We start from the raw sequence: 26,356 nt of genomic DNA on the forward strand, positions 1-26,356 counted from the left end.
GATGTCTTCAACCACTAAAAAAACCATTGATCTCAAAAGAAGCCTGGTTGACGCGATTCTTGCCGGTCTGGTTGCCCTGATTGTGTTTGGCCCGATTGTCGGCGTGGTCCTTGACGGGTACGGCTTCAATCTGGAAACGACGCGGGTGGCCTGGATCGTCGCTATCGTCATGGCAGGGCGCTTTGCCCTGAGCCTGTTCCTGCAGACGCCCAAAGGCCTGAAAATCCTTGAAGGTTTTGAAAGCACCGGCTCCGGCGTGCACGTGCTGCCACCGGATTACAAGTCACGGTTGCGCTGGATAATCCCGCTGTTGATTGTCATCGCCGTAGTCTTCCCGTTTTTCTCCAACTCCTACCTGCTGGGCGTGGTCATCCTCGGACTGATCTACGTGCTGCTCGGCCTCGGCTTGAACATCGTGGTCGGTCTGGCCGGCCTGCTCGACCTGGGCTACGTGGCGTTCTACGCCATTGGCGCCTACGGCCTGGCACTCGGCTACCAATACCTGGGCCTGGGCTTCTGGACGGTACTGCCGCTGGCGGCGATCATGGCGGGCCTGGCCGGTTGCATCCTCGGTTTCCCGGTATTGCGCCTGCACGGTGACTACCTGGCGATCGTGACCCTGGGTTTTGGTGAAATCATCCGGCTGGTCCTCAACAACTGGCTGTCGTTGACCGGTGGCCCGAATGGCATGGCTGCACCTCTGCCGACGTTCTTCGGCCTGGAGTTCGGCAAGCGCGCAAAAGATGGCGGGGTGCCTTTCCACGAGTTCTTCGGCATCGCCTACAACCCGGACGTGAAGTACTACTTCATTTATGCGGTGTTGTTCCTGGTGGTTCTGGCCGTGCTGTACATCAAGCATCGGCTGGTCAAGATGCCTGTCGGCCGTGCCTGGGAAGCCTTGCGCGAAGATGAAATCGCCTGCCGGTCCATGGGCCTGAACCACGTACTGGTCAAGCTCTCGGCGTTCACCATCGGTGCGTCGACTGCGGGGCTTGCCGGGGTGTTCTTCGCCACTTATCAAGGCTTCGTCAACCCGACCTCGTTCACCTTCTTCGAATCGGCGCTGATCCTGGCCATCGTGGTCCTGGGTGGAATGGGCTCGACCATCGGCGTGGTGATTGCAGCCTTCGTGCTGACCGTTGCGCCGGAGCTGCTGCGTGGGTTCGCAGAGTACCGGGTGCTGCTGTTCGGCATCCTGATGGTGTTGATGATGATCTGGCGACCGCGCGGCCTGATACGGATCAGCCGTACCGGTGTGACCCCGCGTAAAGGAGTAGCGCCATGAGCGAAGTCGTCCTCTCGGTCGAAAAACTGATGATGCACTTTGGCGGCATCAAGGCGTTGAGCGATGTCAGCCTCAAAGTGCACCGCAACTCGATCTTCGCCCTGATCGGCCCCAACGGCGCAGGCAAGACGACGGTGTTCAACTGCCTTACCGGCTTCTACAAGGCGTCTGGCGGCAAAATCGAGCTCAATGTGCGGGGTGAGCGCACCAACGTCATCCAGCTGCTTGGGGAATCCTTCAAACCGACCGATTTCGTGTCGCCAAAATCTTTCCTCAGCCGCATGTACTACAAGATGTTCGGCGGCACCCACCTGGTAAACCGTGCCGGCCTGGCGCGCACTTTCCAGAACATTCGCCTGTTCAAGGAAATGTCGGTGCTGGAAAACCTCCTGGTGGCCCAGCACATGTGGGTCAACCGCAATATGCTGGCCGGCATCCTGAACACCAAGGGTTACCGCAAGGCGGAAAGTGATGCCCTGGACCATGCGTTCTACTGGTTGGAGGTCGTGGACCTGGTGGATTGCGCCAACCGCCTGGCCGGCGAGTTGTCCTATGGCCAGCAACGCCGTCTGGAAATTGCCCGGGCCATGTGCACGCGGCCGCAGATCATCTGCCTCGACGAACCGGCCGCCGGCCTCAACCCTCAGGAAACCGAAGCGCTGAGCGCGATGATCCGGCTGCTGCGCGACGAGCATGATCTGACCGTGGTGCTGATCGAACACGACATGGGCATGGTAATGAGCATTTCCGACCACATTGTGGTGCTGGACCACGGCATCGTCATTGCCGAAGGCGGACCGGAAGCGATTCGCAACGATCCGAAAGTGATTGCGGCCTACCTGGGCGCCGATGAAGAGGAGTTGGTATGACTCAACCGATCCTCGAGCTAAAGGAGCTGGACGTGTTCTACGGGCCGATCCAGGCCCTGAAAAAAGTCTCGCTGCACATCAACGAAGGTGAAACCGTCAGCCTTATCGGCTCCAACGGTGCCGGCAAGTCGACCCTGCTGATGTCAATCTTCGGCCAGCCCCGTGCGGCTGACGGGCAAATCATCTACCAGGGCGTCGACATCACCCATAAGTCGTCCCACTACATTGCGTCCCACGGCATTGCGCAGTCGCCGGAAGGCCGGCGGGTGTTCCCCGACATGACCGTCGAGGAAAACCTGCTGATGGGCACCATCCCGATTGGCGACAAGTACGCCAAAGAAGACATGCAGCGCATGTTCGAGCTGTTTCCGCGGCTCGAAGAGCGGCGTACCCAGCGGGCCATGACCATGTCCGGCGGCGAGCAGCAAATGCTCGCCATCGCCCGGGCGTTGATGAGCCGGCCGAAGTTGCTGCTGCTGGATGAGCCGAGCCTGGGCCTGGCGCCGATTGTGGTGAAGCAGATCTTCTCGACCTTGCGAGAGTTGGCGAGTACCGGCATGACCATTTTCCTGGTCGAGCAGAACGCCAACCACGCGCTCAAGCTGTCGGACCGGGCCTATGTGATGGTCAACGGCGAGATCCGCCTCACGGGCACAGGCAAGGAATTGCTGGTGAATGAGGAGGTGCGTAACGCTTATCTGGGCGGGCATTGATTCGTTGCCGAGATATCAACAGCCCCGACGAGCGATCGTCGGGGCTTTTTTTATCTGCACTGCCGCCGGACCCTGTGGGAGCGAGCCTGCTCGCGATAGGGAAATGTCAGTCGAAAAATGTCCCGCAGGATGACCGCTATCGCGAGCAGGCTCGCTCGCGCAGGTGCAGGGTGCGCGGTATTTCGAAATTGTGGAAAACAATATTCACGAGCTCTTAAACCGCGACATAAAGCCGCTGCAAATAGTTGTTTTGTCACGCTTTTGACTTGTCCCCGTTTGCTGTGGAACTGGCTGTGAATAACGTGGGAGTAGCTGGCTGAGAGCCACGGTAATCAAGGCTTGTAGCAATGTGGTTGTTTTTTGATCAGGCTTTTTTGGCGGTGGGTTGGCCGGCTTTGTCAACTATTTTGTTGGACGTTTAATGGCTCTGAATCCAAGCCGGTCATCCTGTGGATAAGTCTGTGGTTAAACTCTGGAAAGACTCGGCTGAGGGCCGTAGTTACTGGCTTGGAGCCATCGTCTGATACGCAGCTGGATCGTGCAAAATGCCATGGGCTACAACGCCCGTGGTCGAGGGTCAAGCTAAAAAACTTGTGATCTGCCCGCAAAGCCTTGTACACAGCGGCTTGCGGCTTTTTGACTTGCCCCCGTTAACTGTGGACCTGCCTGTGGATAACGTGCGCGTACATGGCTGCAAGCCAGGCGGGCCATGGCTTGGCGCTGGGTGGTCGTTTTTTGTACAGTTGCTCGATGTTGCCGGTGCCTGCTAGGCAGGGCATGCTGCCGGCTGATTATCTATTCCAATGGCTGTTAGTGAGCCGAAGCTAGGAGAACACGATGTCCGACACCCTGTTTATCACCGGTGCTACTTCCGGTTTTGGTGAAGCCTGTGCCCGTCGTTTTGCCGAGGCGGGCTGGAAACTGGTGCTGACCGGCCGTCGTGAGGAACGCCTCAACGCCCTATGTGCCGAATTGTCCAAGCAGACCGAGGTACACGGGTTGGTGCTGGATGTGCGGGATCGCCAGGCCATGGAGGATGCGATTGCCAACCTGCCTCCGTCTTTCGCCAAATTGCGCGGCCTGATCAACAATGCAGGCCTGGCTTTAGGGGTCGATCCTGCGCCCAAGTGTGATCTCGATGACTGGGACACCATGGTCGACACCAACGTCAAAGGCCTGATGTACAGCACCCGTCTGCTGCTACCGCGCCTGATCGCCCACGGTCGTGGTGCTGGCATCATCAACGTGGGTTCCGTTGCCGGTAACTACCCGTATCCGGGCAGCCACGTGTATGGCGCGACCAAGGCCTTCGTCAAACAGTTCTCGCTGAACCTGCGCTGCGACCTCCAAGGCACTGGCGTGCGCGTGAGCAACATTGAGCCGGGCATGTGCGAAAGCGAGTTTTCGCTGGTGCGTTTCGCGGGTGACCAGGAGCGCTACAACGCGACTTACGCCGGCGCCGAGGCGATTCAACCGCAGGACATCGCCGATACTATTTTCTGGGTGCTGAATGCGCCGGCGCACATCAACATCAATAGTCTTGAGCTGATGCCGGTGAGCCAGACCTGGGCTGGGTTCGCCATTCATCGTGATGGCGGCAAGGCTTGATGCTGGAGTGATGGCCATCGCGAGCAAGCTTTGCTCCGACAGGAGAAAGCCTGCTCGCAGTGAAGGCTGTCACCTGTCGGAGCAAAGCTTGCTCGCGATGACGGCTGCCGGGTTAGCCCAGATACTCCGCCAGCCCGCGATAACAGGTCGCCAGGTGATAGGGCGTGGTTGAAGGCATATCCTTGCGGCTCACCTGGCCCTGTTCATCACGGCACTCATGCCAGCCTCCGGCATGCAGGAAGTTCTGCTGCAAGGCCAGGAGTTGACGCAGCACTGCGGCTTCGGCGTCTGGCCGCAAGGTCAGCGCGCGCAGGTATTCCGCCTGGGCCCAGATGCGCTGGGTGGCGTCCCTGGCCTGGCCGTTCAGCTCGAGCATGGCCTTGACGGCGCCTGAGTGTGGATCCACCCCCGATTGTTCGGTGAAGGCGAACGCCCGCTCCAGTGAGGCGTGCAGCTGCGAGCCGCGCAGCAGCGGTGACGATTCGAGCAGGAAGTACCATTCAAACTGGTGCCCCGGTTCATACCAGTTATCCACAGCGCCCAGCGGCTTTTCCATCAGTACGCCTTGCTGCGGATCGATGAAGCGTTGCTGCATGGCTGTGCATAACGTCACCAGCATGCTTTGCACAGCGTCGTCCTGGCGTGCCGCCAGCGTCGCCAGTAAGGCTTCTGCCAGGTGCATCAGGGGGTTCTGCAAGGGCCCGGTTTGCAGCGATGACCAGTCGCGCTCCAGACACGCCTCGTACAGGCCGTCGCCTGTTGCGAAGCGCTGCGCAATCACCTCCAGCGCGGTATCGAGCACGTGCCCGACTGAAGGCTCGCGCACCTTGTCCCAGTAGTGTGCACAGGCGAACAGGATGAACGCGTGGGTGTAGAGGTCCTTGCGCGGGTCCAGTGGCGCGCCCAGCGCGTCGATGCTGTAGAACCAGCCACCGTGTTCGGCGTCGTGGAAGTGTCGTTGCAGAGAACTGAACAGCTGCGCGCTGCGTTCTTCGGCGGCGGGCACCTGGCCGATCAGGCTGGAAAACACATACAGCTGCCGCGCGCACGCCATGGCTCGATAACGCTGGGGCGGCAGTGGCGAGTGTTCGGCATCCAGTGCCTCGTAGGGCAGGTCCAGTTCAGCGTTCCAGCCGGGGCCTTGCCACAGTGGCACGATCACGTTCTGGAAATGCTGCTGCACCGAGGCGAACAGGGCGGTCAATTCTGGCTGGGAGGCGGAGCGGGAAACAGGCTGCATTGGCTGGCGTCGTCACGGCAGGGGCGATTGCGCGACATGTTAGCAGGCCTGAGAGACACGGTGTCTGTCAGGCCGCCATCGCGGGCAAGCCCGGCTCCCACAGGACCAAGGCCGGAATCCGGTCAGGGGTATTCACACCCCCTAGGGGATCCGGGCCGGTACCCCATTGTCTGTCTCCACCGAACCCTGTGGGAGCCGAGCTTGCTCGCGATGAGGCCTGCCCAGGCCATACAGAACTCAGCCCGCCAGCAACCAGGCCCCGGTCACCGCCGAGGCCGCACCTGCCAGCCTGACCAGTGGCGCCGCTGCCTGCGGCAACACTCGAACCACCGCATAACCTGCGGCATGCAATGCCGCCGTCGCCAGGACAAATCCGGCCGCGTAGGCCCATGGGCTGGACATGTCAGGCAGTTCCAGGCCATGGGCCACGCCATGAAACAGTGCAAACAAAGCCGTTGCCCCGACCGCCATGGCCAAAGGTGGGCGTACCGCCAAAGCCACTGCCAGACCCAAGGCCAGCACCGACGCCGCGATCCCGCTTTCCAGCGCAGGCATACTCAGACCTTCAAAGCCCAATATCCCGCCAAGCAACATGGTGCCGACGAAGGTGCAAGGCAGTGCCCAGCGTGCGGCGCCTTGCTGCTGCGCCGCCCACAACCCCACGGCAACCATCGCCAGCAAGTGATCAAGGCCACCGATCGGGTGGCTGATACCCGCGATCCATCCATTGTCGCCATGGCCCGGGTGGGCAAAGGCGACAGCCGGTGCCAGCAGCAGCGCGATCGCGCCGAGAATGCGTTTGAGTGTCATGTAAAGCTTCCTTGTTGAAAATGTGAAAGGGTCAGGCGGCGGTCAGCAGGCCCTGACGCTCGATGAACGCGATGATTTCGTCCAGGCCCTGGCCGGTTTTCTGGTTGCTGAAGACGAACGGCTTGCCGTTACGCATGCGTGTGGTATCGCTGTCCATCAACGTCAAGGACGCGCCTACCAATGGCGCGAGATCGATCTTGTTGATCACCAGCAAGTCGGATTTACAGATCCCCGGCCCGCCCTTGCGTGGCAGCTTGTCGCCGGCCGATACGTCGATCACGTAGATGGTCAGGTCGGACAGCTCCGGGCTGAAGGTCGCCGAAAGGTTGTCGCCGCCGGACTCCACCAGGATCAGATCCAGCCCCGGGAAACGCCGGTTCAACTGATCCACCGCCTCAAGATTGATCGAAGCGTCCTCGCGGATTGCGGTGTGCGGGCAGCCGCCGGTTTCCACGCCAATGATGCGTTCCGGGGCCAAGGCTTCGTTGCGCACCAGGAAATCGGCATCTTCGCGGGTATAGATATCGTTGGTTACCACTGCGAGGTTGTAGCGATCACGCAGGGCCAGGCACAGGGCCAGGGTCAGGGCCGTTTTGCCGGAGCCGACCGGGCCGCCAATGCCTACGCGCAAGGGTTGTGTATTCATGTGATTCTCCTAGGAACGGAATAGACGGCTGTACTGGCGCTCGTGGGCCATACACGCCAGGGACAGGCCGAAAGCGGCACTGCCAAAGTGTTCGGGGGTGATTCGGGTTGCGTGTTGCTGCGCTTCTTGCAGCAACGGCAGCAGCTGGCTGGTCAGGCGTTGCGCGGCTTGCTGGCCGAGCGGCAGGGTTTTCATCAACACCGCCAACTGGTTTTCCAGCCAGCTCCAGAGCCAGGCGGCCAAAGCGTCCTGCGGGCTGATTTGCCAGGCGCGAGCGGCCAGGGCCCAGCCGAGGGCCAGGTGGGGTTCCGGGCGCTGTGCAAGAAAGGCCCGTGCCGGTGAATCAAGCTCGGGCAAGCCAGTGAGCAACTGCTGCAGGGAATAACCCATCTGCCGACTTTCCTGATGCAGCTCGCGGGTTTCGCGGCTGGCGCGATGTTCTTCGCAGCGTTGCAGCAACTCGCTCCAGTTGTCGGCGGCGGCCGCCTCGCAATGAGCCAGTAGCAGCGGCGCTTCAAAACGAGCCAGGTTGAGCAGCAACTGGTCGCTGATCCATTGGCGGGCGGTGTCCGGGTCATTGACCCGGCCATTGTCCACCGCCATTTCCAGGCCTTGGGAATAGCTGTAGCCGCCAATCGGCAATTGCGGACTGGCCAGGCGCAGCAGCGCCCAGGCCGGATTCATAAACGCACGCCGAACTGGTGCAGTTTCGGCGGGTAGTTGAAATCTTCATCGCCGTGGCGCGAGTGGTGATGGCCGCCGCCGTAAGCGCCGTGTTCCGGCTGGAACGGCGCTTCGATGTTTTCGACCTTGGCATCCAGCTGTTCAAGCATGGCCTTGAGCACGTAATCGTCGAGTAGGCGCAGCCAACCGTCGCCGACTTGCAGGGCAACGTGGCGATTGCCGAGGTGATAGGCCGCACGGGTCAGTTCGAAGGCGTTGGCGCAGGTGACGTGCAGCAGTTGTTCGGGACGGGCGCACACGCGCACGACGCGGCCGTCTTCAGCCTGCAGGCATTCGCCGTCATACAGTGGCGGCTGACCGCGCTCCAGGAACAGCCCGACGTCTTCGCCTTCGGCACTGAAACAGCGCAGGCGGCTTTTACTGCGCGCTTCGAAGTTCAGGTGCAATTCGGCGGCCCAGACGGGTTGAGGGTCGATTCTGCGATGAATCACCAGCATCGAAAAACTTCCAGCAATGAACGATAGTCATGCTAGAGCAAGGGGCTTGCCAGATCGGCGTCGTGTAGGAAATAGCTGTCGGAAGCGTAGGAAATATCCTAATTAGTCGACTGGTTTGCCTGATGTTGGTGCGCCGCATTTTGGTGCTGCACCATCTTGTGGCGGATGGGCGGAATCACTTACTCCGTGCTGCCAAGCCCTTGCCAGTGCTTGAGGCCGATAAAGATGAAACGTAATTGCTGGGTAATCTTTGCCTGCGGCGTCAGGTGATCAGGCAGGGCTTCGGCCGGCGGGTCGATGATGTCCGGCAAAGTGGCGAACACGCTTTTGACGATCAGGTCGGCCATGACATTCAGGCCGGCGAGGTCAAGATGCTGCAGTTTCGGCATCAGCGAAAGATCTAACGCCAGGTCTGAGCTGATGTCTTCACGCAAGCGGCCAATGGCCTGGCGCACCGGTAGCGAACCGCCATACTGCTCGCGCGCCAGAAACAGGAATTGCGAGCGATTGGCTGACACTACGTCGAGAAATATGCGCACCGACGCATCGATAATGCCGCCCATGACAAACTCATTGTGGCGCACCAGGCGGATGGTTTCGCGGAAGGTCTGGCCGACTTCGCTGACCAGTACCAGACCCAGTTCGTCCATGTCGGCAAAATGCCGGTAGAAACCGGTGGGCACGATCCCGGCGGTCTTTGCCACTTCGCGCAGGCTCAGGCTGCCGAATCCGCGGCCGCATTCCATCAGGTGGCGGGCAGCGTCCATCAAGGCATTACGGGTTTGTTGTTTCTGTTCGGCGCGGGGCAGCATCGGCAGGGTTATTTCTGGACAGGGACAGCGACGCACTCTAGCAAATCGGCTTTGCCTGCGTCGAACGACTATCGAGGGGTAAGGCGGGGATTTGCTGCTTTCAGAAAGTCAAAAGCCCAATCGACAGACTGGGCTTTTTTTCAGGGCCGCCATGGGCTCAGCTCAAGGCGCTGTTGCGTTCGATGACACGGTCACCACCACCTTCGGCAAGCGTCTGGCCTTGTGGGGTACGATCGGAACCGTCGGCAGCCAGGGTCTGACCTTGTGGAGTGCGATCGGAACCGTCAGCAGCCAGGGTTTGACCTTGTGGAGTGCGATCGGAACCGTCGGCAGCCAGGGTCTGGCCTTGTGGGGTACGATCGGAACCGTCAGCAGCCAGGGTCTGGCCTTGTGGGGTGCGATCGGAACCGTCAGCAGCCAGGGTTTGGCCTTGTGGAGTGCGGTCCGAGCCATCCTGGGTGATCAGGCCTTTTTCTTTCAAGCGATCGTTACCGCCTTCAGCCAGGGTCTGGCCTTGTGGAGTGCGATCCGAACCGTCGGCAGCGATGGTTTGGCTGAATACCGAGCGGCTGTCTTTGACTTGTGGGGTAGCCTGGTCAGCAGCTGGCAGAGCGAAAGCGGTGCTGGCCAGCATGGAAAGGGTAAGGCTAAGCAGTAATTGGCGTTTCATGATGGGTTGCTCCTTGGGGGGGCGATAAAGTGGGTACGAGGTCAATGCTACTCTCGATAAGTCGATATAAAAGTTCATAAACGCAATGGTAATAATCAACGGAATTGATTGTTCTGCGAAATGGCTCTAGACCGGGCGTTTCCGGCGGGTGTTTTCGCACCGAGGTGGGTATTTTCGACTCACGTGTGCCACGTAAAAGTGCGGTGTCGGTAACGCCTTATCGAGGGGGCAGTCTGTCCCGGGCCGATTATTTGAGGATTAATCGGGATTTTGGTTAAACCTGCGGGCCATTTTTCAGTCGTAGATCTCATGACAGGCCGGTTCTGGCCTGCCTTTCAAAACGTGCGTCGCGGTCAGGGCGCTCAGTCGTATCAAGGAGCCCTGTGCAATGACGCGCACTCGAAAAGTAATTGCCTGGACCCTCGCCAGCTTGTCAGTCCTGCTGGCGGTGCTGGTTCTGATCATCGTGTTCTTCGATTGGAACCGGATCAAACCCCCGCTCAATGCCAAGGTGTCCGAGGAGTTGCACCGTCCGTTTGCCATAAACGGCAACCTGGCTGTGGTCTGGCAGCGCGAGCCCGCGGAAGGCGGCTGGCGGGCGTGGGTGCCGTGGCCGCATGTGGTGGCTGAGGACCTGAGCCTGGGCAACCCCGAGTGGTCAAAGCAGCCACAGATGGTCACGCTCAAGCGCGTGGAGTTGCGCATTTCGCCCCTGGCTCTGCTGGCGCAGCGTGTGGTCATCCCGAGAATTGACCTGACCGGGCCCAATGCCGATCTGCAGCGCCTGGCCGACGGTCGTGCGAACTGGACGTTCCAGTTCGATCCCAAGGATCCGGATGCCGAACCATCCAGTTGGGTGGTGGACATTGGCGCCATTGGTTTCGACAAGGGTCACGTTACCCTCGATGACCAGAGCCTTAAAACCCAACTTGATGTGCTGATCGACCCGCTCGGCAAGCCAATCCCGTTCAGCGATATCGTCGGCGAAAAGGCGGCAAAGACCGCGCAGGACAAGGGCGCGGCGCCGCAGGATTACGCATTCGGTATCAAGGTCAAAGGTCAATATCACCAGCAGAAGCTCAACGGCGAAGGCAAGATCGGTGGCTTGCTGGCGCTGCAGGACTCGAACAGACCGTTTCCACTGCAGGCCAAGATCAGTATTGCCGATACCCGGGTGGAACTTGCCGGCACTCTGACCGATCCGCTGAACCTTGGCGCACTGGATCTACGCCTGAAGCTGGCGGGCGCGAGCCTTGGCAACCTGTATCCACTGACGGGCGTCACACTTCCGGACACCCCGCCTTATGCTACGGACGGCCATTTGATCGCCAAGCTGCATGAACCTGGCGGTGCGCTGTTCCGCTACGAAGAATTCAACGGCAAGATCGGCGAAAGCGATATTCACGGCAGCCTGGCCTATCTGGCCGGACAGCCAAGGCCTAAACTCAGCGGCGCACTGGTTTCCAACCAATTGCTGTTTGCCGACCTCGCGCCGCTGATCGGTGCGGATTCCAACGCCAAACAGAAAGCACGTGGTGGCGACAGCAAGCAGCCGACCGACAAGGTGCTGCCGGTCGAGGAATTCAAGACTGAACGCTGGCGCGACATGGACGCGGATGTCGAATTCACCGGCAAGCGCATCGTCCACAGCGAAAAGCTGCCTTTTAACGACCTCTATACCCACCTGGTGCTTACCGACGGAGTGCTCAGCCTGGAGCCCCTGCGTTTCGGCGTGGCGGGCGGCAAGCTGGATGCGCAAATTCGCCTGAACGGCCGTACCGAGCCCCTGGAAGGCCAGGCCAAGTTGACCGCGCGGGGCTTCAAGCTCAAGGAGCTGTTCCCGACCTTCGAACCGATGAAAACCAGTTTCGGCGAGCTTAATGGCGATGCCGACATCACCGGGCGAGGCAATTCGGTCGCCAAACTCCTTGCGACCTCCAACGGCAATCTGAAGATGCTGATCAACGACGGTGCGATCAGTCGTGAGCTGATGGAGCTGGCCGGGTTGAATGTGGGTAACTATATAGTCGGCAAGATCTTTGGCGATAAAGAAGTGAAGATCAACTGCGCGGCTGCCGACTTCGATATCAAGACGGGCCTGGCGACGACGCGCCTGTTTGTATTTGATACCGAGAACGCGATCATCTATATCGATGGCACGGCAAACATGGCGACCGAGCAACTGGACCTGGCGATTACCCCGGAATCCAAGGGCTGGCGCTTGATCTCCCTGCGATCTCCCCTGTACGTGCGGGGCAAGTTCATCAAGCCGGATGCGGGTGTGAAGGCGGTACCACTGTTATTGCGTGGTGCCGGCATGGTGGCCCTGGGTGTGATAGCCGCCCCGGCCGCCGGCTTGCTGGCACTGATTGCACCTAGCGGGGGTGAGCCGAATCAGTGCGCGCCACTGCTTGAGCAGATGAAGGCGGGCAAGGCGCCGAAAACTGTAAAGAACTAGGCTGGTGTGAAGGAAGGGCGAGCCTTATCGTCGCTTGGGGGCGATAAGGCTCGTGGGGTTAGAGGTCCTTCAAAATATCGGCCATGTCATCCGCGTGCTCTTCTTCCTGAGCCAGGATGTCTTCGAAAATACGCCGGGTAGTCGGGTCTTTCTCTCCAATGTATTGAATGATTTCCCTGTAGCTATCTATCGCAATTCGCTCGGCCACCAAGTCTTCATAGACCATCTCTTTCAGTGAGTTGCCAGCGACGTATTGCGCATGAGAATTGCGGGACAGCGTGTCAGGGTTGAATTCCGGTTCACCCCCCAATTGCACAATGCGCTCGGCAAGCCTGTCGGCGTGCTGGCCTTCCTGTTTGGCGTGTTCGAGAAACTCCTCGGCCGCAACGTGGGCTTTCAAGCCGTTGGCCATGAAGTAGTGGCGCTTGTAACGCAACACGCACACCAGTTCAGTGGCCAGCGACTCGTTGAGCAGGCGCAGCACTTCGTCGAGGTCGGCGCTGTAGCTTTCGGTCACCGCACCGTTTTCGACGTTCTGCCGGGCGCGGGCGCGCAGGGTGGTTACATCAGATAAATGCATGTCGCTCATCTCGTTCTCCTGGAGGCTAATCCGGTTGGCGTCACGGCTCTGGGGGACGTGATCGCTACTTAAGGTGTGAGTGATGAGCGCAATGAAAAGTTTTATGGGATTGTCGGCTGTCCGTCCGATACGCTCTGCTGCGACAGCAGGCCCGACAGACGCGCATCGTCCTGTCGCCACGAAAAGGAGGGCGCGCACCGGTGGATGCCGCGTGCGTCCTGCTGCAAAAAGGTCTCGGTCGTCGAGTTGTCATCTGTTGCAGTGATGCTTGGCTGAGGTCTTGCATTGCGCTTGCCCTACCTGTCCCTCACAAGGAAGTCCGCCCATGTCGCAAGGTTCAGCCCCGCGCTATCCATTGGTGCTGGTCCCGGGAATGCTCGGGTTTGTGCGGTTGCTGCTTTATCCCTACTGGTACGGGATCATCTCGGCGTTGCGCCGTGGTGGTGCAACCGTGTTCGCGGTGCAGGTCTCTCCCCTCAATTCCAGCGAAGTTCGTGGTGAACAGTTGCTGGCCCGAATTGACGAGATTCTGCGGGAAACAGGGGCAGAGAAGGTCAACCTGATCGGCCACAGCCAGGGCTCGCTGACCGCGCGCTATGCCGCTGCCATGCGTCCCGACCGGGTGGCGTCGGTGACTTCGGTGGCGGGGCCCAATCATGGCTCTGAACTGGCGGACTACCTGGAAAGGCACTATCCGGCGCAGAGCGCCAAGGGGCGAGTGCTCAGCGTGTTGCTGCGGTTGATTGGTGCCTTGATGAGCCTGCTTGAAACGGGCTATCGCGGGCCGAAGTTGCCGGTCGATATCCCGGCTTCCCACCAGTCGCTGACCACGGAGGGGGTGGCGCTGTTCAATCAACGGTATCCCCAGGGCTTGCCGCTGACTTGGGGTGGCCAGGGCCCGGAACTGGTGGATGGCGTGCGGTACTACTCGTGGTCGGGCACCCTGCAACCGGGCAAGACCGATCGTGGGCGCAATCTGATTGACGGGACCAATCGCAGCTGCCGGTTATTCGCCAGGACCTTCGTCCGTGAAGCCGGGCATTGCGACGGCATGGTCGGACGCTACAGCTCTCACCTGGGCACGGTGATTGGCGACGACTATCCGCTGGATCACTTTGACATCGTCAATCAGTCGCTGGGACTGGTGGGCAAGGGCGCTGAACCGATCCGCCTGTTCGTCGAACATGCGGCGCGGCTGAAAGCGGCGGGCTTGTAAGATCAAGATCAAAGGATCGTCCGAACGCGGCCCGAGCCTTCGGCAGCTCCTACGGGTTGTACGATCCGTAGGAGCTGCCGAAGGCTGCGATCTTTTTCAATCAGGCAACCCTGAGTCTGCGCCCCAAAACAGTCGTCCACCGCTCCGAAAGAATCACCCCACCCAACGTTAAAACCCCACCCACCAAGTGATACAGCGCCAACTGCTCATGCAGCACCACGGCGGCAATCAATGCAGTAATCAACGGCAGCAAATTGAAAAACAAGGTGGTCCGGCTCGGCCCCAGGCGTACTACGGCCTGCATCCAGGCCAAAGGGGCCAGCATCGAAGCCAGCAGGCAGGCGTACAGCACCAGCGGGATATTCTGCAGCGTCGGGCCGATCTTCGGCGAGGCAATGAACAGCGGAAACAGCACGACTATCGCCACCAGCACCTGCAAATACAGCAACACCAGCGGCGGCAAGCGCAGTTGCCACTTCTTCAGCAGCGTGCTGTAGATCGCGTAAGCCAGGGTGGCCACCAGCATCATTGCATCACCCAGGTTCACTCCATGCTCCAGCAACACCCCGAGACTGCCGGAGGACACCACGACCAATACGCCGGCAAACGACAGCACGGCGCCGGCCAGCGCCCCCGCAGTCAGGCGCTGGCCCAGGCTGGCGATCGCCATGGCCAGGGACATCAACGGCATCAACGACAGGATGATTCCCATGTTGGTAGCCGACGTCAGCGTGGCGGCGAAGTACGCCAGGCTCTGATAAACAGCCATGCCCAGCACCCCGAGCACGAAGATTCGCCCCAGGTTCGGACGAATCAGCGGCCAGTGGGCGATGACCGGTTTAAGCATGAATGGAGTGAACAGGACGCCGGCCAGCAGCCAGCGGTAGAAACCGATCTCGGCCGGAAATATCGCCCCTACGGCGAGTTTGTTGATGACGGTATTGCCCGCCCAGATAAAGATCGCGAGCAGGGGGTAAGCGTATTGCATCAGGAACAACCAGAACATTAATGAGGGGGGATTATCCCCGCCTGCGCGGCGCATATCCATGCCGGCGGCCCTGAGGCGCAAAATGGCCGCCATGACGTGAAAGCAGGAAGGTGTAACAGGTGTTGTCTACACTCCAGCACAAGGCCGCGTTTCTCCCTGCGGCGACCAGGAGAGAACTCCATGAAGATGTTGCGTGCCCCCTTGTTGATGATCGGCTTGCTGCTCTGCTCCCAGGGTTTCGCGGCCACGGCCCAACAGAACAAAATGACCACTTGCAACGCCGACGCTACGGCCAAGAGCTTGAAAGGGGATGAGCGCAAGGCCTTCATGAGCACCTGCCTGAAGGCGGCGCCGGCGGCCAACGATGACGGCAAGGCGCTGACCCCGCAGCAGGAAAAGATGAAAACCTGCAACGCCACGGCGGCTACCCAGGCGCTCAAAGGCGATGCGCGCAAGGCATTCATGAGCGAGTGCCTGAAGAAAAAATAATGCGCTGGTAGGTGATGGCCTCGTCGCGGGCAGGTCTTGTTCCCGCAGGAGCGCTGCATGTTCGCCGGATCTGCAGGCACTGGAGATCGTAGTCGGAGCCGGCGCAGCGACGTTCGACTGGCCCGCGCCGAGGCCCGCAGGCCCCACACAGCCCCGACAAAAGTCTCCCCCACATTTCCTAGTGCTGGGTTCGGAACGCTGGCAGACTGCCAATCCTTTTTACGCCGTTCGTTTTGAGGCTGTATGCCAACGTTTTCTCAACGCCAAGTCTTGCTGGTCATCAGTTGGGTCATCATCTTTGGTGGCTTGCTGTTGGTGATTCCCCTGCGCCTGCTGCCAAGCCTGCTGGCCGGGTTACTGGTGTTTGAACTGGTCAATATGCTGACCCCGCAGCTGCAGCGGCTGATCGAAGGTCGACGCGCCCGCTGGTTGGCGGTGGCGCTGCTGGGCACGCTGGTGGTCAGTGTGCTGGCGTTGATATTTGCCGGTGCGATCAGCTTCCTGTTGCACGAAGCGGAGAACCCCGGCGCCTCTCTCGACAAGTTCATGGGCGTGGTCGATCGGGCCCGCGGGCAGTTGCCGCCGTTCATCGATGCCTATCTGCCGGCCAGTGCCGCCGAATTCCGCGTGGCAATCGGCGAGTGGATGAGCAAGCACCTGAGCGATCTGCAACTGGTCGGCAAGGATGCGGCGCACATGTTCGTGACGCTGCTGATCGGCATGGTGCTGGGCGCGATCATCGCCCTGCAGCGGGTTCCGGACCTGACCAAACGCAAGCCGCTGGCCGCCGCGCTGTTCGATCGCCTGCACCTGCTGGTGCAGGCATTCCGCAATATCGTCTTCGCGCAGATCAAGATTTCCCTGCTCAACACCTTCTTCACCGGAATCTTCCTGGCGGTGGTGCTGCCGATGTTCGGCATCAAGCTGCCGTTGACCAAGACCCTGATCGTCCTGACCTTCCTGCTGGGCTTGTTGCCGGTGATTGGCAACCTGATGTCCAACACCCTGATCACCATCGTCGGCCTGTCGCTGTCAATCTGGGTGGCAGTGGCAGCGCTGGGTTACCTGATCGTTATCCACAAGCTCGAGTACTTCCTCAACGCCCGCATCGTCGGTGGGCAGATCAGCGCCAAGTCGTGGGAGTTGCTCTTGGCAATGCTGGTGTTCGAGGCCGCATTCGGCCTGCCGGGGGTAGTGGCGGGGCCGATCTACTACGCGTATCTGAAAAGTGAGTTGAAGCAGGTGGGGATGGTTTGACCCGGTAGGGATGTTGCCTGATCTGACGCCATCGCGGGCAAGTCCGCTCCCACAGGTTTCAGGTCAGGCACAAACCTGTGGGAGCGTGGCTTGCCCGCGATGCAGGGGACTCGGTTTTTGATCAGTCCATGCTGCCGTAACGCTTGCTGGCCTCAATCGCCAATCCGCTACCAATGCTGCCAAAGATATTCCCTTCGACGTGCCGGGCATTGGGCAGCATGTCCGAGACGCTGGTGCGCAACGCCGGGATCCCGCTCGAACCCCCGGTAAAGAACACCGTATCCACTTGATCAACCCGCACGTTGGCGTCGTTGAGCATCTGGGTCACGCTGTTGCGCACGCGCTCCAGCAGCGCTTCGATGGCTGATTCGAACAGCGCCCGGGTCAATTCCACGCTCAAACCCGGCTCAATGCGGTCCAGCGGAACATGACGGTGCTCGGCATGGGTCAGCTGGATCTTGGTTTCTTCCACTTCCATGGCCAGCCAGTGCCCGGCGCGCTGGTCGATCAACTTGAACAGGCGATCAATGCCACCGGTGTCCTCGATGTCATAGCGCATGCTGCCCAGGGCCAGGGTGGACTTCTGCGAGTACACCGAGTTGATGGTGTGCCAGGTCGCCAGGTTCATGTGGTGGCTGGTGGGCATGTACGCGCCGCTCTTCATCCGGCTGCCGTAGCCGAACAGCGGCATCAGGCCTTGCAGGCTGAGCTGCTTGTCGAAATCGGTACCGCCGATGTGCACGCCGCCGGTGGCGAGAATGTCATCGTGGCGGTTGTCGTTGTGGCGACGGTCGGGCGACAGGCGCACCAGCGAGAAGTCCGAGGTACCACCGCCGATGTCGACGATCAGCACCAGTTCTTCTTTCTCGATGGTCGACTCGTAGTCGAACGCGGCGGCAATCGGCTCGTACTGGAACGACACATCCTTGAAGCCAATGGCCCGGGCCACGTCGACCAGGGTGTTTTCAGCTTCCTGGTCGGCCATTTCATCGTCATCGACGAAGAACACCGGACGGCCCAGCACCACTTCCTCGAACTCCCGGCCTGCGGCGGTTTCGGCACGCTTTTTCAACTGGCCGATAAACAGCCCGAGCAGGTCCTTGAACGGCATCGCGGTGCCGAGGACGCTGGTGTCGTGCTTGATCAGTTTGGAGCCCAGCAGGCTCTTGAGCGAGCGCATCAGCCGGCCTTCGTAGCCTTCCAGGTACTCGTGCAGGGCCAGCCGGCCGTACACCGGGCGGCGTTCTTCCATATTGAAGAAGACCACCGATGGCAGGGTGATCTTGTCGTCCTCCAGCGCGATCAGCGTTTCCATGCCGGGCCGAATCCAGCCGACGGTGGAGTTGGACGTGCCAAAGTCGATACCACAGGCACGAGCTGGAGATGCGTTTTTCATGTCTTTCGAGTTCCGGTTAAAAAACGGCCGCGCAGTGTATGTCACTGCGGCACAGATTCGAAGGCCGACTATCCGCTAAATCAAAGCGAATAGCGCCTTGAAAGACTATCCTTTGCCCCAAACTTGTCTGCATCGAGCCTGGCGGCGCATGCTGCGGGTGGCAGAACGAATTGATAACGGATGGTGATCCTTAGATGGACTTCAAAGACTATTACAAGATTCTCGGTGTGGAGCCGACAGCGGACGATAAGGCCATCAAGGCGGCCTATCGCAAGCTGGCGCGCAAATACCACCCCGATGTCAGTAAGGAAAAGGACGCCGAGGCCAAATTCAAAGACGCCTCGGAGGCCTATGAAGCGCTGAAAAGCGCCGACAAGCGCGCCGAATATGATGACTTGCGCAAGTACGGCCAGCATGGCCAGCCATTCCAGGGCCCGCCAGGTTGGCAGGGGCGTGGGGGTGGCGGCTTTGGAGGTGGTCAGGACACGGGCGATTTTTCGGACTTCTTCAGTTCGATCTTCGGCAACCGTGGTCCCGGTTTTGGTGGTGCACAGCCGGGCCGCAGTGCCGGGCGTCGAGGGCAAGACGTGGAAATGGAATTACCAGTTTTTCTGGAAGAGACCCTTTCGAACGAATCGAAGAAGGTCAGTTTCCAGGTGCCGCAGTACAACGCTGCCGGCCAGCACGTCAGTAACACCAGCAAGAGCCTGAACGTGAAGATTCCGGCCGGCGTGACCGACGGCGAGCGCATCCGGCTCAAGGGCCAGGGCGCACCGGGTGTGGGTGGCGGCGCCAATGGCGACCTGTACCTGATCATTCGTTTTGCCCCGCACCCCAAGTACGACGTCGAGGGCGAAAACCTGATCATCACGTTGCCCCTGGCCCCGTGGGAGTTGGCGCTGGGCACCGAGGTCGCGGTGCCGACCCTCACCGGCAAGATCAACCTCAAGGTCCCGGCAGGCAGCCAGAACGGCCAGCGCATGCGCGCCAAGGGCCACGGCCTGCTGAACAAGGCCGGCGAACGCGGCTACCTGTTCATCCAGCTCAAGGCCGTGATGCCCAAAGCCGCCAGCGACGAGGTCAAGGCGCTGTGGCAGGAACTGGCAGACAAAGCTGCGTTCAACCCAAGAGAGAACTTCTGAGTCAACAGACGGAGTAGCCCATCATGAGCAACCCCCTGATCGTTCATCTGGACCTGGCCGAATTCTGCGAAGCGACCGACTTGTCGGACGTCTACGTGATCGAAATCGTCGAGCACGGCATCCTCGAACCTCAGGGCTCGGCGCCCAAGGATTGGCGATTCAACGACTTCGAACTGGCCCTGGCCAAACGCGCCGCCAAGCTGCGGCGCGATCTGGAGCTGGAATGGGAAGGGGTGGCCCTGGCGCTGGAGTTGCTGGAGGAGGTGCAGCAGCTTCGGGCGGAAAACCGGATGTTGAAGCAGCGGTTGGGGCGGTTGGTGGTTGAGTAGGTAGCTGGCTTGGGCACAGGGACGCTTGAGGGCATCCCGTTCTGGCGTAACGCTGGCGAGTCCTCAAATGTTGCGGGGCAACACTACCGTGAACAGCGTGCCGTCAGTTTCGTTGGAACTCACCTCGATCGTACCGGAATGGGCTTGCACCACTTCATTGACGATAAAAAGCCCCAAACCAAGGCTGGTGGACGGCTGGCCCAGTTCTTCGTCGGCGCTGCGTACCAGTGGGTCGAAGATGGTGCCGATGGCCTCTTCAGAAATCGGTTTGCCGAAGTTATGCACCGTCAGGCACACCGCGTCGGGTTCGCCGGCCAGGGTGATGGTGACATCCCGTTTGTTCAAGCCGTGTTGCAGGGCGTTGCCGATCAGGTTCTGCAACAGTTGATCAAGCCGTCCGCGATCCCAGTTGCCTTCGGTATTGCCCGAGATGACCAGTTTCGGGTCACATTCCGGGTTGCCGGCGCAGGCTTCGCCAATGGCCGCGTGGGCGGCGTCGGCCAGGTCCATCGGCGCGGGTTCGATCGGCAGGCTCTTGCCCAGGCGGCTACGTACCAGTTCGAGCAGATCGCTGACCATCACGGCCATGTGCCGGGCGCCACGCTTGATGTTGTGGGCGCAGGCCAGAGCGTCGCCCTCAAGCTTGGCCTTGCGCAGTAACAATTCCGTGGACATGCTCACCGCCTGCAAGGGGGCGCGCAGGTCATGGCCAAGTATCGCCAGGAAGATGTCCCTGGAGCGGTCGACCTGTTCGGCATAGGCGGCCGTGGACTCCGCCAGGGCTTCGTCAATGGCTTCGTTGAAACGGATCATGTCCTGGAAGTAGGCGAGGTCCGGTGAGTCCAGGCTGTCGACCCACAGCCGGATCACGCAGGCGCGCAGGTGACGGAATTCGCTGGTCATCTGCACCAGGTCAAAACCCACCGTGTGCCGCAGCTCACCGTGGCTGGCTCCGGCCTCATCCAGGCTTGGGGTTTTCTCGGGACCCTCGCCTTTGGCCTTGGCCATTTGCTCGCTGGCACTTTGTGCGGTGGTCATGTCCCGCGCTGCGGCCAGCAGGATGACTCGGGCATGGTCGCGCAAAGCGACGCTGTCCATGTGCTCGGCAGCGGGGGTGATGGTGCTGGCGAACTGCTCCCATTCATCGACGATACGGTCTACGTGTTGCCTGATGAATTCGGGTAGGCGCATGGCCAGATTCCTGAGGGAGAAGTCTGGCGCATCTTAGCCCCTTTGGCGGGCACTAAAAACTACCATTACGCGGCGCGAGCCTCGATCAGGAAATGTTCTGCGGTCACTGCAGCGGTTGGAGATCCTTTTCACCTTTAAAACGGCCACCTGATCGGCCGTTGCTGCAGGCAGGAACCTGGCATGCCGGATTCCTGCCTGCTCAACGTGGGGTCAGAACAGGAAATAGCGCTGCGCCATCGGCAGCACATCCGCTGGTTCACACCACAGCAACACACCGTCGGCCTTGACTTGATAGGTCTGCGGATCGACGTCGATGGTCGGCAGATAATCATTGTGGATCAGGTCGGTTTTCTGCACCTCACGGCAGCCTTTGACCACGGCGATTTTCTTCTTCAAGCCAAGCGCCTCGGGTAGGCCGGCGTCGTGCGCTGCCTGGCTGATAAAAGTCAGGCTGGTGGCGTGCAGCGAGCCGCCGTAGCTGGCGAACATCGGGCGGTAGTGCACCGGTTGCGGTGTGGGTATCGACGCATTGGCGTCGCCCATCAGGCTGGCCGCGATCGCACCGCCTTTGAGGATCAGCGTCGGCTTGACCCCGAAAAAAGCTGGCCGCCAGAGCACCAGGTCGGCCCATTTACCCACTTCGATCGAGCCCACTTCATGGCTGACGCCGTGAGTGATCGCCGGGTTGATGGTGTACTTGGCGATGTAGCGCTTGGCGCGGAAGTTATCGTTGCCGGGACCATCCCCGGGCAGTGCACCGCGTTGCTTTTTCATTTTGTCGGCGGTCTGCCAGGTTCGGGTGATCACTTCACCGACGCGCCCCATGGCCTGGCTGTCGGAGCTGATCATCGAGAACGCGCCGAGGTCGTGGAGGATGTCTTCGGCGGCAATGGTTTCGCGGCGGATGCGGCTTTCAGCGAAGGCCACGTCTTCGGCGATGCTCGGGTCCAGGTGGTGGCACACCATCAGCATGTCCAGGTGTTCGTCGATGGTATTGCGGGTGAACGGCCGGGTCGGGTTGGTCGAGCTCGGCAACACGTTGGCAAAGCCGCAGGCCTTGATGATGTCGGGTGCGTGACCGCCACCGGCGCCTTCGGTGTGATAGGTGTGGATGGTGCGCCCCTTGAACGCGGCGAGTGTGGTTTCGACGAAGCCCGATTCATTGAGCGTGTCGGTATGGATCGCCACCTGCACGTCGTACTGGTCGGCGACGTTGAGGCAGTTGTCGATGCTCGCCGGCGTGGTGCCCCAGTCTTCATGCAGCTTGAGGCCGATGGCGCCGGCCTTGACCTGTTCGATCAGCGGCTCCGGCAGGCTGGCGTTGCCCTTGCCGGTGAGGCCGATGTTCATCGGGAACGCGTCCGCCGCCTGAAGCATCCGTGCCAGGTGCCACGGCCCGGAGGTGCAGGTGGTGGCGTTGGTGCCGGTGGCCGGGCCTGTGCCACCGCCGATCATGGTGGTAACGCCACTCATCAACGCCTCTTCGATCTGCTGCGGGCAGATGAAGTGGATGTGGGTGTCGATGCCGCCAGCGGTGAGGATCATGCCTTCGCCGGCGATGATTTCGGTGCTGGCGCCGATGGCGATGGTCACGTCGGGTTGCACGTCCGGGTTGCCCGCTTTGCCGATGCCGGCGATGCGTCCATCCTTGAGGCCAACATCGGCTTTGACGATGCCCCAATGGTCGATGATCAGTGCATTGGTAATCACGGTGTCGGCGACTTCAGCGGCCAAGAGCTGGCTCTGGCCCTGCCCGTCGCGGATGACTTTGCCGCCGCCGAACTTCACTTCTTCGCCGTAGGTGGTGAAGTCTTTTTCCACTTCGATCCACAGCTCGGTGTCCGCCAGGCGGACCTTGTCACCGACGGTGGGGCCGAACATGTCGGCGTAGGCTTGTTTGGAAATTTTCATGCGCATGCCTTGGGGTTCAATTGTGTTTTAGGCTCACCTGTGGGAGCAAGGCTTGCCCGCGATGGGGCCACTGCAAGCACCGCATTGCTCAAAGGTCACCCATGATCCGCCCGGCAAACCCGAACACCCGGCGATTTCCCGCCAGGTCGACCAGCTCGACCTCCCGACTCTGCCCCGGTTCGAAACGCACGGCAGTGCCGGCAGGGATGTTCAGGCGCATGCCGCGACTGGCCGCACGGTCGAAGGTGAGCGCGTCGTTGGTTTCAAAAAAATGGTAGTGCGAGCCAACCTGAATCGGCCGGTCGCCGCTGTTGGCCACCTTCAGGCTGATCGTGCGGCGGCCTGCGTTGAGTTCGATGTCGCCGGGCTCGATCTGGTATTCACCGGGAATCATCAATGAGCTCCTTGCAGAATCTTGTAGTAAAGAGCGGTCGGCTTGTACTGGCCGCTCGGGTCGCAGGCGTAGTCGGGGATCTGGCCGGCACGGGTGTAGCCCAGCGCCTTGTAGAAATCTTCGGCCGGTGAGCCGGCCTCGGTATCGAGGTACAACATGCCGCGCTTGTGCTGCAGCGCGGCGGTTTCCAGGGCGGTCATCAACTGTTGCCCCAGGCCACGACGTCGTGCGTGCTCGCGCACCAGCAGTTTTTGCACTTCGGCACGGTTCAGGCCATTGGCTTTCTGGCACAGGGTCAGCTGTACGCTGGCTTGCACCTGTTCGTCCTTGACCACCACCCAGAGCAGTACATTGCCCTTGTTCAGGTTGTCCTGGACTTCGTCGAAATAGGCGCGGGCCTGCACCGCGTCCAGGTTCGCCATGAATCCGACACTGGCGCCATAACCCACTGCATCGAGCAGCAGATCGATCAGTCCCTGGCGATAGTGCGCGAAGCTTTCAACATTGACGCGGCGCAGTTGGGCGGCGTTCATCGGGCATTACTCCTTGCTGGCGATCGGCGGTTGCGCGCCAGGATTGAGCGTCAGTTGCATGAAGGTCAGGTCCAGCCAACGGCCGAACTTGGTGCCGACCTGGGGCATCTGGCCGGTGGTGATAAAACCGGCGCGCTCATGCAGACGAATGGAAGCGGCGTTACCACTTTCGATGGCGGCCACCATGATGTGCTTGTCACAGCCTTTGGCGCGCTCGATCAGCACGGTCATCAGCTGCGGGCCGAGGCCGTTGCCACGCTGGTCGCTGCGCACATACACCGAGTGTTCCACCGTGTGGCGGAAACCGTCGAACGGCCGCCAGTCACCGAATGAAGCGTAGCCCAGTACAGTGTTGTCGCCGTCGACGATGACCAGAATCGGATAACCCTGTGATTGCCGGGCGCTGAACCAGGCCTGGCGGTTTCCCAGGTCGACCGCCTGCTCGTTCCAGATGGCCGTGGTGTTCAGTACGGCATCGTTGTAAATGTCGCGGATCGCAGGCAGGTCGGCGTGGACGGCATCGCGGATGTGGAAGTTCATGACGCGTCCTCAGGCGATGGGTTGGTGAACGGTCACCAGTTTGGTGCCGTCGGGAAACGTAGCCTCCACCTGGATTTCCGGGATCATTTCCGGGATGCCTTCCATCACTTGTTCGCGACTGAGCAGGGTGGTGCCGAAATGCATGAGCTGCGCCACGGTCTGACCGTCACGCGCGCCTTCGAGCAGCGCGGCGGAGATGTAGGCCATGGCTTCCGGGTAATTGAGTTTCACGCCACGTGCCAAACGTCGCTCGGCCACCAGGCCGGCGGTGAAGATCAGCAGCTTGTCTTTTTCGCGTGGGGTCAGGTCCATTGTTGGAATCCATCTTGGGCAGTAAAAAATTCGAACCTGTTCACAGGTAACCTTGTGGAAGCTGGCTTGCCAGCGATGGCGTCGGCACATTCACCCGATCAGGCGCCTGACCGGCCGCCATCGCCGGCAAGCCGGCTCCTCCAGGTTATGTGTTCAGGTGCTCCATATTCTCGGTGACAGCGCTTCGCGGCCGAGCAACGCCGGCCTGAGCAGTCGCCATAAATCAATCATCCAGCTGCGGGCCAACAGGGCTTCGCTGGCCAGGCATCGGGCGACCAGAAGTCCCGGCAACTGGGTTAAATCCCCGCGGACGTCGTTGGGTAGAGACCGGCATTTTTCCAGCAGGTCATTGTCGATCTCACCCGTTACCAGCAGCGTCGCAAACACCGGTCGCCCGTCCAGCCCGACAGGCGAGTCAAGCAAGCCGTCATCCCCGACAATGCGCTGGCGTTCGTGCCAGAGCAACTGGCCGTCGCGACGGATGTCGAGTTGCGCCTGGAAATGCCCCCGGTCAAAGCGCTCGCCGCTGGCCGGCCGTCCCAGTGCCACGACGTCCCAGTAGAACAGCCGCGCATCGCCTTCCAGGTCGATGGACGTGCTGAGCTCTGCCTGCGCGGCGCTGAAAATGATGGTCTCCTGGGGCACCCACTCCAGTGTCGCGCCTGCGCTGACTTTCAATTCGAGTTGCTGATAGGCGGGCCCTGCGGCGCGATACCATTTGGCCGCACCGGGGCTGGTGATTTGCGCCCAGGCATCGCGACCCACGCTGGCGCTGATGTCCAGCCTATCACCGCCGGCAATACCTCCGGGCGGGTGCACGATGATGTGCTGGCACACTTCGGGGCCTTCGGCATACAGGTGTTTTTGCACCCGCAACGGGCCCATGTGGCGGCGCAGTACCGGGCGCGTGCTGTCGCCGAATCTGGCATAGCCCAATTCCAGCTCGGCGTGCCAGCTCGGGGTAAACAGGGCAGGAGAAACAGGTAAGTTCATAAGTACCAATGATCGTCTGGACGCTGCAGGTTAGATGGTTACCAGGCCGCGCACACCTTCGGCTTCCATGTTTTCGCCGCGCCCCTGCTGCACGATCTCGCCGCGGGACATCACCAGGTACTGATCGGCGAGTTCGGCAGCAAAATCGTAGAACTGCTCGACCAGCAAAATCGCCATGTCCCCGCGGGCGGCAAGCTTCTTGATGACCGCGCCGATTTCCTTGATCACCGAAGGCTGGATACCTTCAGTGGGCTCATCAAGGATCAGCAAGCGTGGGCGACTGGCCAATGCGCGACCGATGGCCAGCTGTTGCTGCTGGCCGCCGGACAAATCGCCACCGCGCCGCTGCTTCATTTGCAGCAACACCGGGAACAGTTCGTAAATGAACGCCGGGACTTCCTTCGCTTCGCTGCCGGGAAAGCGTGACAGACCCATCAGCAGATTTTCTTCGACGGTCAGTCGGCCGAAAATTTCCCGACCCTGGGGAACGTAGGCGATTCCGGCGTGCACCCGCTGGTGGGGTTTGAACGTAGTGATCGGTTTCCCTTCCCAGTTGACCGCGCCGTCCTTGGCCGGTAGCAGGCCCATCAGGCATTTGAGCAAGGTGGTCTTGCCCACGCCGTTGCGCCCGAGCAGGCAGGTGACTTCGCCGATTTTCACGTCAAACGTCAGGCCGCGCAGGATGTGGCTACCACCGTAGTACTGGTGCAGCTTGTCGACTTGCAGCATTCCAAATTCTCCTCAAAACCCTTGTAGGAGCGAGCTTGCTCGCGATGATCCCGAGATCGAAGCG

Annotated in this window: 28 protein-coding genes; 10 read left to right on the top strand and 18 right to left on the bottom strand. The window is 60.6% G+C overall.

Annotated features, from left to right (window positions below; translation table 11 throughout):
* Position 1: 1 nt before the first annotated feature.
* From livM to HYI44_RS10485, 4 genes are all read left to right on the top strand, one after another.
* Positions 2-1,285 (top strand): high-affinity branched-chain amino acid ABC transporter permease LivM, encoded by a 1,284-nt coding sequence (livM, locus tag HYI44_RS10470; RefSeq protein ID WP_045058938.1) that lies wholly within the window; start codon positions 2-4, stop codon positions 1,283-1,285.
* Positions 1,282-2,154 (top strand): ABC transporter ATP-binding protein, encoded by an 873-nt coding sequence (locus HYI44_RS10475; RefSeq protein WP_045058939.1) that lies wholly within the window; start codon positions 1,282-1,284, stop codon positions 2,152-2,154. The genes livM and HYI44_RS10475 overlap by 4 nt, the downstream gene beginning before the upstream one ends.
* On the top strand, positions 2,151-2,867 hold the full coding sequence (locus tag HYI44_RS10480) for an ABC transporter ATP-binding protein (protein ID WP_122841576.1): 717 nt from the start codon (positions 2,151-2,153) through the stop codon (positions 2,865-2,867). The genes HYI44_RS10475 and HYI44_RS10480 overlap by 4 nt, the downstream gene beginning before the upstream one ends.
* 837 nt (positions 2,868-3,704) lie before the next feature.
* Positions 3,705-4,475: an SDR family oxidoreductase gene (locus tag HYI44_RS10485; RefSeq protein WP_225569359.1), complete on the top strand. Its 771-nt coding sequence runs from the start codon at positions 3,705-3,707 to the stop codon at positions 4,473-4,475.
* Positions 4,476-4,587: 112 nt separating this feature from the next.
* Here HYI44_RS10485 and HYI44_RS10490 read toward each other — a convergent pair whose 3' ends face one another.
* The 7 genes from HYI44_RS10490 to HYI44_RS10520 all read right to left on the bottom strand — a co-directional run bounded on the left by HYI44_RS10490 (position 4,588) and on the right by HYI44_RS10520 (position 9,834).
* Positions 4,588-5,715: an AGE family epimerase/isomerase gene (locus tag HYI44_RS10490; RefSeq protein WP_225569360.1), complete on the bottom strand. Its 1,128-nt coding sequence runs from the start codon at positions 5,713-5,715 to the stop codon at positions 4,588-4,590.
* Positions 5,716-5,952: 237 nt separating this feature from the next.
* The gene (locus HYI44_RS10495; protein WP_122841579.1) at positions 5,953-6,525 is read right to left on the bottom strand and encodes a HupE/UreJ family protein; all 573 of its coding nucleotides are present in this window, start codon (positions 6,523-6,525) and stop codon (positions 5,953-5,955) included.
* 31 nt (positions 6,526-6,556) lie between these two features.
* Positions 6,557-7,171 (bottom strand): urease accessory protein UreG, encoded by a 615-nt coding sequence (gene ureG / locus HYI44_RS10500; protein WP_122841580.1) that lies wholly within the window; start codon positions 7,169-7,171, stop codon positions 6,557-6,559.
* A gap of 9 nt (positions 7,172-7,180) precedes the next feature.
* Entirely contained in the window at positions 7,181-7,855 is a 675-nt protein-coding gene (locus HYI44_RS10505) for an urease accessory protein UreF (protein ID WP_225569361.1), read from the bottom strand.
* Positions 7,852-8,352 (bottom strand): urease accessory protein UreE, encoded by a 501-nt coding sequence (gene ureE, locus HYI44_RS10510; RefSeq protein WP_225569362.1) that lies wholly within the window; start codon positions 8,350-8,352, stop codon positions 7,852-7,854. Before ureE ends, HYI44_RS10505 begins: the two co-directional genes overlap by 4 nt.
* Positions 8,353-8,531: 179 nt before the next feature.
* Positions 8,532-9,164, bottom strand: coding sequence for a TetR family transcriptional regulator (locus HYI44_RS10515; protein WP_225569363.1), 633 nt, complete (start codon positions 9,162-9,164; stop codon positions 8,532-8,534).
* A 157-nt stretch (positions 9,165-9,321) separates the two neighbouring features.
* The gene (locus HYI44_RS10520) at positions 9,322-9,834 is read right to left on the bottom strand and encodes a hypothetical protein (RefSeq protein WP_045058950.1); all 513 of its coding nucleotides are present in this window, start codon (positions 9,832-9,834) and stop codon (positions 9,322-9,324) included.
* A 388-nt stretch (positions 9,835-10,222) separates the two neighbouring features.
* Between HYI44_RS10520 and HYI44_RS10525 the strand changes: the two genes are divergently transcribed.
* The gene (locus tag HYI44_RS10525) at positions 10,223-12,292 is read left to right on the top strand and encodes an AsmA family protein (protein WP_225569364.1); all 2,070 of its coding nucleotides are present in this window, start codon (positions 10,223-10,225) and stop codon (positions 12,290-12,292) included.
* A gap of 58 nt (positions 12,293-12,350) precedes the next feature.
* On the opposite strand, the gene HYI44_RS10530 is transcribed toward HYI44_RS10525, so the two are convergent.
* Complete coding sequence (locus HYI44_RS10530; protein WP_122841590.1) at positions 12,351-12,881, bottom strand: ferritin-like domain-containing protein; 531 nt, start codon at positions 12,879-12,881, stop codon at positions 12,351-12,353.
* Between the two features lie 316 nt (positions 12,882-13,197).
* Between HYI44_RS10530 and HYI44_RS10535 the strand changes: the two genes are divergently transcribed.
* Positions 13,198-14,088, top strand: a complete 891-nt coding sequence (locus tag HYI44_RS10535) for a lipase family alpha/beta hydrolase (protein ID WP_122841591.1) — start codon at positions 13,198-13,200, stop codon at positions 14,086-14,088.
* Positions 14,089-14,188: 100 nt separating this feature from the next.
* Here HYI44_RS10535 and HYI44_RS10540 read toward each other — a convergent pair whose 3' ends face one another.
* The gene (locus tag HYI44_RS10540) at positions 14,189-15,076 is read right to left on the bottom strand and encodes a DMT family transporter (RefSeq protein ID WP_225569365.1); all 888 of its coding nucleotides are present in this window, start codon (positions 15,074-15,076) and stop codon (positions 14,189-14,191) included.
* 180 nt (positions 15,077-15,256) lie between these two features.
* Here HYI44_RS10540 and HYI44_RS10545 point away from each other — a divergent pair, with 180 nt between their 5' ends.
* Both HYI44_RS10545 and HYI44_RS10550 read left to right on the top strand, forming a co-directional pair.
* On the top strand, positions 15,257-15,565 hold the full coding sequence (locus HYI44_RS10545) for a PsiF family protein (RefSeq protein ID WP_122841592.1): 309 nt from the start codon (positions 15,257-15,259) through the stop codon (positions 15,563-15,565).
* A gap of 243 nt (positions 15,566-15,808) precedes the next feature.
* Complete coding sequence (locus tag HYI44_RS10550) at positions 15,809-16,822, top strand: AI-2E family transporter (RefSeq protein WP_225569366.1); 1,014 nt, start codon at positions 15,809-15,811, stop codon at positions 16,820-16,822.
* A gap of 121 nt (positions 16,823-16,943) precedes the next feature.
* Here the strand turns inward: HYI44_RS10550 and HYI44_RS10555 are convergent, their stop codons facing one another.
* Complete coding sequence (locus tag HYI44_RS10555) at positions 16,944-18,218, bottom strand: Hsp70 family protein (RefSeq protein WP_045060365.1); 1,275 nt, start codon at positions 18,216-18,218, stop codon at positions 16,944-16,946.
* Positions 18,219-18,412: 194 nt separating this feature from the next.
* On the opposite strand from HYI44_RS10555, the gene HYI44_RS10560 reads away from it, so the two are divergent.
* Positions 18,413-19,360 carry a DnaJ C-terminal domain-containing protein gene (locus HYI44_RS10560; RefSeq protein ID WP_225569367.1) on the top strand — a complete coding sequence of 316 codons (948 nt, stop codon included), beginning with the start codon at positions 18,413-18,415 and terminating at the stop codon, positions 19,358-19,360.
* Positions 19,361-19,383: 23 nt separating this feature from the next.
* Positions 19,384-19,689 carry a chaperone modulator CbpM gene (locus HYI44_RS10565; RefSeq protein ID WP_122841595.1) on the top strand — a complete coding sequence of 102 codons (306 nt, stop codon included), beginning with the start codon at positions 19,384-19,386 and terminating at the stop codon, positions 19,687-19,689.
* A 63-nt stretch (positions 19,690-19,752) separates the two neighbouring features.
* Here HYI44_RS10565 and HYI44_RS10570 read toward each other — a convergent pair whose 3' ends face one another.
* The 8 genes from HYI44_RS10570 to urtE form a co-directional block, all read right to left on the bottom strand.
* On the bottom strand, positions 19,753-20,880 hold the full coding sequence (locus HYI44_RS10570) for a sensor histidine kinase (protein ID WP_225569368.1): 1,128 nt from the start codon (positions 20,878-20,880) through the stop codon (positions 19,753-19,755).
* A gap of 210 nt (positions 20,881-21,090) precedes the next feature.
* A complete protein-coding gene (gene ureC, locus HYI44_RS10575; RefSeq protein WP_122841681.1) occupies positions 21,091-22,791 on the bottom strand; it encodes an urease subunit alpha in 1,701 nt (566 codons plus the stop codon).
* An 88-nt stretch (positions 22,792-22,879) separates the two neighbouring features.
* Positions 22,880-23,185, bottom strand: a complete 306-nt coding sequence (locus HYI44_RS10580) for an urease subunit beta (protein WP_122841597.1) — start codon at positions 23,183-23,185, stop codon at positions 22,880-22,882.
* Positions 23,185-23,718 carry a GNAT family N-acetyltransferase gene (locus tag HYI44_RS10585; RefSeq protein WP_045060360.1) on the bottom strand — a complete coding sequence of 178 codons (534 nt, stop codon included), beginning with the start codon at positions 23,716-23,718 and terminating at the stop codon, positions 23,185-23,187. The genes HYI44_RS10580 and HYI44_RS10585 overlap by 1 nt, the downstream gene beginning before the upstream one ends.
* Before the next feature lie 6 nt (positions 23,719-23,724).
* Positions 23,725-24,258 carry a GNAT family N-acetyltransferase gene (locus HYI44_RS10590; RefSeq protein ID WP_122841598.1) on the bottom strand — a complete coding sequence of 178 codons (534 nt, stop codon included), beginning with the start codon at positions 24,256-24,258 and terminating at the stop codon, positions 23,725-23,727.
* A 9-nt stretch (positions 24,259-24,267) separates the two neighbouring features.
* A complete protein-coding gene (locus tag HYI44_RS10595) occupies positions 24,268-24,570 on the bottom strand; it encodes an urease subunit gamma (protein WP_045060358.1) in 303 nt (100 codons plus the stop codon).
* A 153-nt stretch (positions 24,571-24,723) separates the two neighbouring features.
* On the bottom strand, positions 24,724-25,563 hold the full coding sequence (locus tag HYI44_RS10600) for an urease accessory protein UreD (RefSeq protein ID WP_225569369.1): 840 nt from the start codon (positions 25,561-25,563) through the stop codon (positions 24,724-24,726).
* A 30-nt stretch (positions 25,564-25,593) separates the two neighbouring features.
* Positions 25,594-26,292 (bottom strand): urea ABC transporter ATP-binding subunit UrtE, encoded by a 699-nt coding sequence (gene urtE / locus HYI44_RS10605; protein WP_045060356.1) that lies wholly within the window; start codon positions 26,290-26,292, stop codon positions 25,594-25,596.
* Between the last annotated feature and the right edge of the window lie 64 nt (positions 26,293-26,356).

It is taken from the genome of Pseudomonas sp. Y24-6 (assembly GCF_020295325.1).
Lineage (GTDB): Bacteria > Pseudomonadota > Gammaproteobacteria > Pseudomonadales > Pseudomonadaceae > Aquipseudomonas > Aquipseudomonas gregormendelii.